This is a genomic window from Paenibacillus sp. Marseille-Q9583 (genome assembly GCF_976954365.1).
Genome location: NZ_CDRJTB010000019.1, coordinates 77637 through 89444, shown reverse-complemented (window position 1 = coordinate 89444; position 11808 = coordinate 77637). Strand labels below are relative to the sequence as shown.

General features: G+C 47.9%; 11 protein-coding genes and 1 pseudogene. 2 read left to right on the top strand and 10 right to left on the bottom strand.

The genetic code is table 11. The features are described 5' to 3' along the window. Positions 1-39 precede the first annotated feature (39 nt). Positions 40-1014 (top strand): NAD(P)/FAD-dependent oxidoreductase, encoded by a 975-nt coding sequence (locus ACWNM1_RS11755; protein ID WP_094877850.1) that lies wholly within the window; start codon positions 40-42, stop codon positions 1012-1014. A gap of 131 nt (positions 1015-1145) precedes the next feature. On the opposite strand, the gene sda is transcribed toward ACWNM1_RS11755, so the two are convergent. After that, a complete protein-coding gene (sda, locus tag ACWNM1_RS11750; protein WP_036685584.1) occupies positions 1146-1289 on the bottom strand; it encodes a sporulation histidine kinase inhibitor Sda in 144 nt (47 codons plus the stop codon). 314 nt (positions 1290-1603) lie between these two features. Continuing rightward, the gene (locus ACWNM1_RS11745) at positions 1604-2266 is read right to left on the bottom strand and encodes a YheC/YheD family protein (RefSeq protein WP_280787892.1); all 663 of its coding nucleotides are present in this window, start codon (positions 2264-2266) and stop codon (positions 1604-1606) included. A 330-nt stretch (positions 2267-2596) separates the two neighbouring features. On the opposite strand from ACWNM1_RS11745, the gene ACWNM1_RS11740 reads away from it, so the two are divergent. After that, positions 2597-2806, top strand: a complete 210-nt coding sequence (locus ACWNM1_RS11740; RefSeq protein WP_042191571.1) for a hypothetical protein — start codon at positions 2597-2599, stop codon at positions 2804-2806. A gap of 164 nt (positions 2807-2970) precedes the next feature. Here the strand turns inward: ACWNM1_RS11740 and ACWNM1_RS11735 are convergent, their stop codons facing one another. The 8 genes and pseudogenes from ACWNM1_RS11735 to ACWNM1_RS11700 form a co-directional block, all read right to left on the bottom strand. Then, positions 2971-3423, bottom strand: coding sequence for a GNAT family N-acetyltransferase (locus ACWNM1_RS11735; RefSeq protein ID WP_076285244.1), 453 nt, complete (start codon positions 3421-3423; stop codon positions 2971-2973). Positions 3424-3524: 101 nt separating this feature from the next. Next, positions 3525-3623: pseudogene (locus ACWNM1_RS11730) on the bottom strand (iron-sulfur cluster assembly accessory protein); the annotation flags it as partial. A gap of 916 nt (positions 3624-4539) precedes the next feature. Further along, positions 4540-4824, bottom strand: a complete 285-nt coding sequence (locus ACWNM1_RS11725; protein ID WP_449601061.1) for a phBC6A51 family helix-turn-helix protein — start codon at positions 4822-4824, stop codon at positions 4540-4542. Beyond that, positions 4814-4999, bottom strand: coding sequence for a hypothetical protein (locus tag ACWNM1_RS11720; RefSeq protein WP_449601060.1), 186 nt, complete (start codon positions 4997-4999; stop codon positions 4814-4816). The genes ACWNM1_RS11725 and ACWNM1_RS11720 overlap by 11 nt, the downstream gene beginning before the upstream one ends. A gap of 91 nt (positions 5000-5090) precedes the next feature. Further along, entirely contained in the window at positions 5091-5630 is a 540-nt protein-coding gene (locus tag ACWNM1_RS11715) for a hypothetical protein (protein ID WP_449601059.1), read from the bottom strand. Positions 5631-5698: 68 nt separating this feature from the next. Then, entirely contained in the window at positions 5699-7783 is a 2085-nt protein-coding gene (locus tag ACWNM1_RS11710) for a phage tail protein (RefSeq protein ID WP_449601058.1), read from the bottom strand. Continuing rightward, a complete protein-coding gene (locus tag ACWNM1_RS11705; RefSeq protein WP_449601057.1) occupies positions 7780-11574 on the bottom strand; it encodes a hypothetical protein in 3795 nt (1264 codons plus the stop codon). Before ACWNM1_RS11705 ends, ACWNM1_RS11710 begins: the two co-directional genes overlap by 4 nt. Further along, positions 11574-11807, bottom strand: a complete 234-nt coding sequence (locus ACWNM1_RS11700) for a hypothetical protein (protein WP_449601056.1) — start codon at positions 11805-11807, stop codon at positions 11574-11576. The genes ACWNM1_RS11705 and ACWNM1_RS11700 overlap by 1 nt, the downstream gene beginning before the upstream one ends. Position 11808: the final 1 nt, after the last annotated feature.

The window sequence follows — 11808 nt, the reverse complement described above, 5'->3', positions numbered from 1 at the left end:
GTGTAATATCCCGTGACACAAGAGCAATCCGGCGTTCCTATGAGCGACCTTTTAATCATAGGTGGCGGTCCAGCTGGCATGTTTGCCGCATTTTACGGTGGGATGCGTCAGGCATCAGTAACACTTATTGAAAGTATGCCCCAATTGGGAGGACAACTCGCTGCACTTTATCCAGAAAAATACATTTATGATGTAGCAGGTTTCCCAAAAGTAACTGCACAAGAATTGGTTGACAACCTGACACGGCAAATGGATATGTTCCAATCGAATATCCGGCTGGAGGAGAAAGTAATTTCTGTTCAGAAACGGGACGAACGCCATTTTGTAGTTACAACTGATGTAGCAGAATATCACAGTAAAGCTATTATCATTACAGCTGGCGTAGGCGCTTTTGAACCTCGTCGTTTAGAACTGCCAGACGCAGGACGGTTTGAAAAAGCCAACCTTCATTATTTTGTAAATGATTTAAATGCCTTTAAAGATAAAAAAGTTCTGATTAGCGGTGGTGGAGATTCTGCAGTAGACTGGGCACTAATGCTGGAACCGATCGCGGAGCAAGTAACCCTGATTCACCGCCGGGATAAATTCCGTGCGCATGAGCACAGCGTAGAGAATCTGATGGCTTCCAAAGTTAACGTAATTACACCTACTGAAATTACAGAACTGCATGGTGACGAGTTTATTACTAAGGTTACCTTATCTCATATCAAGACCAAGGAAACGCAAGAAATCGAAGTCGACAGTGTAATCGTCAATTTCGGATTTGTTTCCTCTCTGGGACCCATTGCAGAGTGGGGTATCGACATTGAAGGAAACTCCATTGTCGTAGACTCACGTATGGAAACGAGTATTCCAGGAATCTTTGCTGCCGGCGATATCACCACGTATCCAGGTAAGCTGAAGCTAATTGCTGTAGGATTCGGCGAAGCCCCAACGGCTGTGAATAACGCAAAAGTCTACATCGATCCAGAAGCCAAGCTTTCACCAGGACACAGCAGTAATATGAAACTCTAATTCTATCTACTACAATAAAAAAGGGTATTCTGATAGGCCTATCAACAACAGCCTATCAGGATACCCTTTTATGTTTGTGACTCGCGGTTTATTTATATGTAGCCAGCTACAAAGGTATACTTTGCGCTCTTTTAATGAAGAACCGCATGAACTGGAGAGTGTAAGTTTCGTTTGCGAATCTCAACGAGTAGAAGAGCGATGAAATCATGCTCTAGTTGCAGTTCTATCGCTCTATGGTAAGAGTCTAGAAGCATCTCATCGGACAATTCAACCATAACGTTCATCTACCTTTCCTGTATTTGGATCTGAATCTATCATATCAAACTATCATTTTTCGAACAAGCGTTCGTGTTATCCACAAGTACATGTGGAAATCCTGTGTATAATATGTGCGTAAGCGTTACAAAGGTGATAACTGCACAGTGGAATATGGGGATAATAGTTATACACAGGACTGAACCACTTGTATACAGCTAAAAATATATTTTTATTGTAAATAAATTACAATATAATTTACCCCAAAAGAACGCAACTAAACGCAATTTTATCTTACTACTCTATTATCGTCAATTCTAAAATTTTTGTTAATTTACTGAGGTCTTGTATTAACCTCCAGAATCCATATTTTACCTGAATAATCCACGGCGTAATCAAAACCCAGTTCGCCTATTCCAGGGAAATGCCGCTCCATCAGTTCGATACATACGAGCGTTAGCCTGCGCATTTCTGCTTTCTTCGCTGAGGCTTTAATTCGAGGCAAGGATCTGCGAAGTCCTTCACGACAAGAAAGCATCGTGCCTCCTTTACATAAATTAGTTACGAACAGGCCAGGCCGGGCCAATCTTCCCACCATAGAGCGAAACTCCCAAACACCGCCATTTTTCACTACTTTGACCCGATAATCAATAGGACGCCCACCAATTCTGGCGAGAGAAATCCCCTGTTGAATCAAATACTTACGTCTAACCTTGACGAAATGAAGCGCTCGTCTCATGGATCTAAAGTCCTTGTAAATTCGAGTTCTGTCCATATAAGTAAATCCATAACCTCTACTATCCCGAAATACTTTAATTACACCGTAGCCTCCACCGCCAACTATTGGTTTAATAACAACATTTCCGTATCTCCGGAGCATGGCTAACAGTGAGTCAGCTGAATACACCCTCGTCATTGGTATATAATGAGAAACCCTCGCGTCACTGAGCAATGCTTCTGTCTTCAACCATTTGCTAGCCAATTGTCTTCCCGACATCGTCCTTTCCCTCCTTTCACATTCCAGCCTACCCTATACATTACTCAGAAAAGGCCCCACCCTCTTGTATGATTGTCCGTGTAGGAGGAAGCTCTTAGCAAAAAGGGCTTAGAGCTTGTATCGACAACATTCTCAACCTCGCAGGATAGATTGCAGATTTTGTAGAATCTCATTTCTAAACATTCGACATCTAAATCGCAATGGATGAGTTCACTATAACTAGAATAATCTTCAAAATCGTTGTATTATTAATAGCGGTTACATTTTCAATTCCTACTATATAATTATGATTTAGAGGCTCGCTAAAAAACAGCGCAGGGAGGGCTCGGAATGGCTCAGTTTTTCGAAGTATTATATTGGGTGGCCATGCTTGGGATGTCCATCGTATTGGCTGGAACGACTATACTGATCTGCGCTATTGGCTTTAAATTCATTAAAGACAGACGCAGAGCACTGGGTGCTGGCTGTATTGCCTTTTCCCTTGGAGCCGCAGGGCTCATCGTGTTTATGATTAATTACAAGTTTATTATTCCAGCCTAATTGTACGCAGGAAGCAAAAACGCCTTCAACGTCCCTTAAGGACGGTATGCGTTTTGCGAGAAATATAAGGATAATGTATAACGTGAAACCTATACTTTCTTATATTTGAACAAACAAAAGCCCTCTCGAGGAATTCCATCGGAGGGCTTTTGCTTGTATGTCACTTATATATCTAGCGTAAGACGGATCATATCCACTACCTTGATCCCATTTTCAACAATCTCTTCACTATAATGTCTGATAAAAAAATCTCTATCGATTCCGGTAATTCTAAATCCACATTTCTGATAAAGAGCCAGTTGTCCTACACTAGAATTCCCCGTACCCACTTCAATCGTCTTCGCACCAAGTAATCTCGCATTCTGAATCGCATGATAGACCAACTGCTTTCCTATCCCTTTACTTTGCTGATTCTCATCAACGGCTATATTTACTAGCTCCACTGTCTCAGGTCTCGTTTGTAGCAAAACATAGACACCTATAATGCAATTCTCCACTTCAGCTACAAAACATTGCCCTCTTTTTAAATACGCTTCAACAAGACTTAGGGAAGGATCGGCTAATAACAGCAAATGTAAGGGTGGTTGTTCTTCTGCGTTTAATTTCCTAATTAGCATGCTTAGAGCTCCTTGTGATGACTTTTGTCATTGAGAATAAAAAAAGCCTCCAAGCCCGTGTTGTAGAACTCAACATGGGGCTTGAAGGCGTAACGTCGCGATTAGCAAGGCTCTTCGTTCGGTTTTCCTGCATCCGTAGCTGTACGGAAGCTTGAGCCACAGCCACAGGTTGCAGTAGCGTTCGGGTTATTAATGGTGAATCGACGTTAGGCTAACGGTCGGCTAAAAACCCCGTCAGATCAACGTTTTTGGACGGTGTTGGGGATTGTTAATCCGCACAACCACTTGTTAATTACGCGCCTCTACAACGCTTAATCTCACTAACCGTATCTTACCCTAATGGCGCGTGGATTGCAACGTCAGAAGCGCGTTTCTTCAATATTAATATAAACGCAAAAAAAGGCGCGGCCCCTACGGATATTACTCCGCAAAGACCGCGCCTCTTGTGTCGGACTCTCCTTCGAAAAACTACGCCAATATGACCGCTATTTCCGACCCCCGGATAAAAAAATAATTCGCGAATTTAGTGTACAGCAGAATGCGGGTCTGAGCGTGGGGCGGATGGGGTCCCAGCCTACGCCCTATTCGTAATGCATACGATATACATTCACGCGGGTAATGGATAAGTGATTAACAACCCTCCGCACACGCCGCAAACCCGCGCCCCGCCTACGTTTGTCTATCCGTTGCATAAACGCACGTTATACGTTGAATATACATTTCCAGCGGTCGGACTCCGCAATCCTTGTAACCGTAAGGACTGGCGCTGTTATCACGTTCCTAGCGCTGGCAATTTATGCACGGAGTCCGATTGCGTATATACATGCGTTTATGCAGCGGGTAGAACCGGAATTACGCTGACCCCCCGAAAATTTCAGAGGGGCCGTCCGTCCGGAGCCTCGTGCAGGTGAAACGCGCATAACCCGAAGGTTTCCGCAACCCCCACACGTACGAAATAACGCCATAACGTATATAAATGGGACGCTTTATGTCCCGTTATATCCTGCGCATAATCCCCGCTTATCCCCGTCATGCTTACGTTTACGCGCGATTACGTTATCTTCCGTTTCGTTGTGAGTCAATCCGACGCAAGGTTACACGCGCGAATTTCGTACTCTACATAAATCCGCAATCTATAAACAGGCGCTCGATCCCGTCAACGGTCGTAGGTAACGGTCTGCGCTTTATACGTGGACGCCGCGCTTCCATCTTCCTACGTGATACCTTGCGCATCTCCTTATCGAAGTCCTTACGCTGGCGCCAACGGTATAACGTACGCCTGTCTATCGTACAGGCCTGCGCTATATCGTCAAGGTTAGGCGTCGGCACCGTCGTTAGTAGCTCAATCGCTAAGTAATGGCGTTCGTCCAGCGGTGGACGTGCGCGCTTCTTACGCCCCATTGTCCGCGTCTCCCTCCGCCTGTGCTAACGCATGTCCGATCGCTTCATCAAGTACGCGCAATATGTCGATTTCTCGACCGGGATTAACCGCCAGTACAGCGGAAATAACAGTCGTAAGTTCAACGGTAGGATTAGCGGTGTCTATCGTACATTCCAATAATGAGCGCATTTTCATAAAATAACGTCCCCTTTCGTAATTAAAAAGACCGCCCCAAAGGACGGCCGTTATGTGTGCGTATAGACTCTCCGTCAGCCTGACGGAGACTTTATTTATCGAGCTGCGCCTTAATGTCCGAAATAATGGCCTCAGTCGCAGCTATGCGTGATTCGATGTCTACTACGAATTTCTGCAATTCCGCTATATTCGATGATTCCTTAGGTGCCGCAATCTCGGCTTTCGTCTGTGCAATTACTTCGTTATAACGATCAATGACAGCACCACTACTCGCAAGCCGTTCGCGCAACACGGTCTTCTCAGCCTCCGAAAGAACTCGCTGTGTATTCACTGGCTCCGCAACCGTCGTACCAGTCTCGGGTGTTGCGGTTGGCTTCTCCGTTTCCTTACTCTCCAATATTATCGTCTTCCCTTCTACCGTCAGCCCCGTTCCGGTCGCTTCGGACATTGTGCGCACAGGTACGTAGGCCGAGTTATTTACTACAATCGCATCTGCAATCTTCTTTCCGTCTTGCTTTATCGTATACATTCCGGAAACTTTAGCGCCAATTAACGACGAGCTCGCTGCGAATCCTATTGAACCACCAAGTAACAACGCCGCTGCTACAATCCCTACTATTTTCTTCTTCATATGTGCGAACCTCCTAAGTGTAGTGTTCTTCCAAGTATACCCAAGAGATTCGCAACATGAAAGATATATTAAGAGACGGTGAACGTTCCTCCGCCTGAAGGTACGAGCGTCGCGCTACCATGATTATGATTTTGCAGTGTGAGAGTATGGGAGTGATTGAAGTTTGCCTTACCGTTAAGCGCTGACCATAAAGCGTCAAGTTCTGACGCAGTTACAACACGATTCGCCTCTGATGCGGAACCTACATAAGCAGCACCTGCGAACGTTGGCTCTAAGAGAACATACATACCTTTTAAGTGAAGGTCGAGCCCAGAATCTATACGTATATCGTTTGCTGCGCGGATTCTTAACTCTCTAGGCTGCGCAGCAAACGAGATATACGCCTCGTAGATACTAGGGTCTACGAACTCAATTCTTCTATCGTTAGTTGCGCCAGCCAATCCGAGGAATAGGTTATTGCCTACACGCGCATCTCTTGTAACGTTAATATCGGTATCCGATGTGATGCTACCTCCGATGATCTTCGCCCCGGTAATGATTCCGCCTTCAATCTCGTTACCTATAATCCTGCTCGCACGGATGAGTGACGATATAACTTCGCTGTTCTCAACCTCGCCCGTTAGTTTGATCTTACGCGCAACAACGTTTCCTTCCATATCCAAACGGAAAGGAGCGCTGTTAAAGTCCGCATGACCGGCAGCGATCCCATGCGGATTAATCTGAACAACGTTATTACCTTGTCCGATCAACATAGATACGAAGTTACCGAATTGTCCTATAACTTGTTCCGCAGCTACTCCTTTCGACGTTATCGCCGTCCTTGCGGTTGCTCCGCCATCCGTTGATACATATATCCCGTTTGAGGTCAGCGCTACAAGGTCATTCGCGTTCGCTTTACTCTCTAGGATGATACCGCGTTCGTCATACTTAATTTCCGTCTTACTCGCGTTAACGTCGATAACGGCAAGGCGTGCGAACTCTTCGAATGCGTCTGCGCGGATACGTCCGCCGCTCGTCACGTCGTTAATGACCTGTTTCGCCTTATTCAAGTCCGCCATGATCTGCGCGTTGTCCCGTCGCATGACGTTAGCGATCGTAATTTGAGCGTGTTTGTCTTTAGCGAACGGGAATTCCGTTAGCTCAATAATGCGCGCAGTTACGTGTGTAAGCCCCATATCCGGATCAACACAAGTAACCGTGTCGCCTAGGCCGGGACGTAGTTCATTTGCGTCGATCTTGTACAAGTCGGCTGCCTGTAGTGAAAGCTCAAGTACCGGCTGCTCCATCTTCGCAAGGGCTGCGCGAGTCTTCGTCAGTAATTCAAGCGTATCCGTTATGTTCTGTTCCGTAATCTCCCCGTCCAAGTACGGAAGGCCATCGCTCGCCCATACTGGCGCATATTGCGATACGAGGTAATTAACGCGTAAAAGCCCGTCAACTATAGCGCCAGGTATCGCCTCTAAACGAGCTCTTTCCTCCGCTGTAAGTATCGACGCGGGTTGACCGATCCATGTCCGATCGTCCTTCATCGTTGCAAACATACGAGTAACTAGCGCAGAACCGTCGTCTTGAAACTCTGAGGATACGATATTTTTACCGATACGGTATTGTAGGGCGGAATTAGCATCGCCGATTTTCTTCCAAACATGGATAACGTAATTGTCCGGTTCAATTTCAACGCCGTACAAACTCACCGTATCATTCAATGCTTGGAGCGCTGTTCCTCGGCCCCAATCCTTTACATCGAAAAGGTCGAACGTATCATGTACGACAAAAGAAAAGAGACCCCGAGAGGCCTCCTTAATCTTATCTAATAGGTGCGAAATGTGTACGCCGTAAGCTTCTCGGATATATGAATCGTAAGGCATCCGTACGTCTCCGAGCTTGAACATAACGTGCTGGCAGGATATCTGCGCGGTTAACTTACGGTCGTCACGGATTCGTTTACGCGAGTTAATTACGTAATATTGACCGCGTTCGTCCATTACGTGGCCTTTAACTTGTATGTTGTCAATATAGTCTACGGAAGTCATCGGGACGAGGAACGTAAGTGCATCGTCTGAGTTAATACGTCGGAGCCGCGTAACATCATACGCAGAGCTTAAATGTCCGACGAGCCTTCTATTTTTGTCATGTACCGTTAAATGGTTCATTCAGTTATTTTCCCTCCTGTGTTCTGCATTCTTAAAGCAGCGCGTACCTTCTCGTCATAATACATACCTACGTCGGCACGGTCAGTCAGCGTAACATTCTCCGCGCCCATGTCGATATTCTGCGTGATATAAGTCGGAGCTACCGGAGCTGCTGGACTCATACGCGGACGCGCAACCATATCAAACAGCGCTGATTGTTGGGCGGAGTTGAGCACTAACTCGTTTGAGTGGGCGATAATTGGTACAGCCGCGCCCGGTGCGCCCTTAACGATTCCTCCCTCGCTAAAATGCTGCAGCTTCTCGCCAGTATCGGTCGTCACTCCGTACAACTTGCGCAGGGATTCGTTACGCGCTGCTAATCGCGCCATTTCCTCCTTATCTCCGCGAGCCTTAGCCGATGTGAACGCGTCTTTGTTGCTGTTGTACTCTTGGAGGTCGGCGTCCTTCTGCGAGGCTGCCTGCGCTTGTGCTACTGCCGCCATCTTTGCGTTGTATTGCGCTACGAACGTATCGAGCTCCGCAAGAATCTGCGTATTAGCCGAGCCGCTAGAACTAACGCGATAAGCCGCAATTCCGTCCTCGATCGTTTTAATATCGCCACTATACGCATCGAATGCGGCTGTTAACGCATCGTACTGCGCTTCGGCTGCGCTCTTTTCGGATTCATACGCTGTGAGCTGCGTTTCCTTTTCCTTTTGGAGCGCCGTCTTCTGCGATTCGAGTTCACGTTTACGGAGGTCGCGGTCATGGTCGAGAAGCATCTTGTCGCGTTCCTCGATTGTCTTTCTGCGTTCCTCAAGTCCCTCCGGTCCAACCGCCGAAGCTAACTCCGCAATACGCTTGTTCTTCTCCGCTAGAGCCGTATCGAAATCTACGTCTGTATTAGCCTGCGTTTCCGCTGCTAGGAGATCGTCGAGCGCTTGAATCTTCGCATCTTGAGCGCTAACGTATGCGTTCTTGCGTTCCTCAATCGCTGCGAGCTCCGTTTTCTTAGCAGAATCAATGCGCTTTTTCTCGGCGTCTATTAGCTTATCCGCTAAGTCTATCGTCTTCGTAACGAGTGTCTTCCGCGATTGGTAGAGTTGTTCGTCTGCTTGCGCATAGAACGTAGTATCCGAACTATACTTCGCGCGCAGCTTCGTCCAGGCATCGACTTTATAGTCCGCGAGTTCAGCCTCTGTAGCTCCGGAGTCCTCAAGTCGGCGGATTTCCCTTTCGATAAGAGTCGTCCTCTGGTCGTAAAGCTTCTTTTCCTCCGCGGCGGTTTCTTGCGCAACGTCCTTACGTGATTGGCGGACTTGAACGTCGGCGGCGACATACTCTGCGCTGTCCTTGGCGTAACGATTACGTAATCGCGTCCAGCTTGCGAGCTTCATTTCCGCAATACTTAACTCCGACTTACCGCTATCTTCCATACGCTTTTCTTCCGCGTCTATCCAGGTAGCGGAGAAGTCATAACGGGACTTAGTGGAGTCCTCAGATAGTCGCTTGAGCTGTAGGGTTAGCGTCCGGGCGTCATCTACCGATTCCATTAGGAAGGTAGCGTGTTTCTTCTTAAGCGCATCGTATTTCGCTATCTGTTGATCCGCCGTCATATCGTAGAAATCCGCTTGGAACTGGACGGTCTTTAGGTCAGTATTGTATAACTTCTCGCGTAGCTCAGCAGCGAGTTCAGCCGGAGTTTTACCCGTCTTTTCCTTCTTTCCCTTTGGAGCTTTCGGAGCATCTGGCGCGATGATATCCTTCGTGAACGTTTGGGTACCCGTTTCAACCTCGGCGGCTAGCTTTTCGAGATCACGAGCTGCGTCGGAATACTTCTGTTGCTCTTTGATTGCTTCGTCCCGTTGCTTCTCAAGTTCGGTAGATGCCCCGGAGGATACCATTATCTCCAGCGCGCCATTCATCACGATATCACCGACGTTGCGCGACTTCTTGCGTTGGGTGGCCTCCGCCTTTGCCGCCATATCTTCCTCGAAAGTTCCCGCCTTTGTACCGGCTACTGCCGACATTGCGCGAATGAGCCTAGTGTAGTTATCAATCTGGTTCTGAATTGACTTCGCTACCGCTTCACTTTCTTTAGCGGAGTTACGTATACGTGCCAAGGTGTTATCAGCGGCCATGTCTGTGAAACGCTTATCCGTCGCAATTTGGTCGATAATTACATCGATGTTACTAGCGCGAATTCTTCCGTCCTCGCCTTGTTGAGCGTTCAATTCCGGATACTGCTCTACCAACTTCTGCGTAATATCAACGAGGCGGCTTTTCTGTGACGCGTCGAGCTCCTGCGCAGAGTTGAGCGTTTTAAACTCCGCAGCCATAGCGGACATTTCCTTTAGCGTCTGCTTTTTCGTAGCAAGCGCGGCGGCTTCCGCTTTGTCCTGCGCAGATAAGGCGATAACGCCTTTCTCTATGACCGCGTTCATCTCGCGCTGTTTTTCCGTCGCGTTTTCTACGCCGGTATATCCGAGGTTATTGAGCTTATCGTCGAGTATACTGATTGCATCGATAATATCGGGAAGTTCCGTATACATTTCCGGAAGTGCTGTTCCTGCCTTTTGAGCCGCTTGAAGCTCGTTTAACCGCTCTTGTAGCCGCGCGCGTTCCGCGAGGACAGGCGTTAGCTCCTCCGTTTTTGCCTTTAACTCTTCGACATCCGCAGCCGTGCGATCAATATCCCGCTTATTTAATACCGCATTGAGGTCGGACTGTGCCTTCGCGAGTTCCTTTGTAGCGTTAGCGGCTTCTGATTGCGCGGTCTTTAGGTAGGCGAAACCTCCGGCCAATGCTCCGACAGCTAACGTAATCCAGCCTATCGGCCCAGCCGCTAACTGCATCGCCTTTAAACCTTTAGAAATAAGAGCCAGCACAGGCGGTACTGTCGCGAGAATTGCAACGAGTCCTAGTACGCCAACCGAACTCGCAGCGGCCGCGGATACAAGCGCTTTATTTTCGGTGGTAAACTCGGCGAGCGCAATGATTGTCGGCGTCAGCGTTTCGAGTACGGTTTTAAACAGCGGCGTAAATGCTTGTCCGAAAGCTACTGTAGCTTCATCAGTCGCAGCAGTGAACCGCGCTTGTGTGCCGGTGAAATCTTGCATTGCTTGGTCCGCATTTCCGGTGAATATCGCGCCTTCATTAACAAACCCGTTGTACGCGGCCTGAATCTTCTGGCTGTCTGACAATTTACCCGCTGTCGTTCCGATCGTCCTCGCGTACTCTGCTTGCATCACGGATAGGTTCTTCGTAACGCCTACCGCATCTGAAAGTGTTGAGTTACCGTTCTTAATCCCGTCCAATGAGGCTTGAATTGCGCCACCCATTGTGTAGAAGGATTGACGGTTATACGCTGCGGAATCTGCAAGCGAGTTGATAAGCTTCGTCGATTCCTCCAACCCTAACCCCGTCGACATAGCGGTTTTATACGCTAATACCGATTCAGTAAGTGACAGGAACCCGCGTTTAGCTAAATCCTGCGCGGCCTGTTGCGCGTCTTTCGTCTGTATACCGAATCCCTTAGCAACTGCGTTTAAACCTTGAAAAGCGTTGTAAAGCTTCGTAGCTGCGTCAACGGCCTGTTTCATCTCGGAAACGAGCTTCGTAAGGGCCGCGCCTGCACCTATCCCCGCAAGCGCCGAAGACATATCGCGCATTCCGTCGGCGCTACGTCTGCTATCCCGTTCCAAATCTTGAATACGTCGACGGGACTCGTCCATTTGGCGCCGGAAATCCGCCATTTCAAGCGTAATCCGCGCGCGTATTTCTCCGACGTTAGTTGCGCCTCCCGTTGTCATTAACGCAACACCTCCGCCATAATCGGCGTTAACAAGTCAAGCGCTATGTCTTCCTCTACGTCTAGTGTTTCCGGGATTACTCCGATATTCTGTAGTGCGAATAAAATGCCGCGCATTGAGTACCGGATTGCTTCTTGCTTTTCTTCGTCCGTTCCCTCTGCGTCCTTAATTTGCGCGATAAGGTCTGCTTGCGTAATGATTGCCGCGAGGTTAATTCGATACAATTCGTCCATT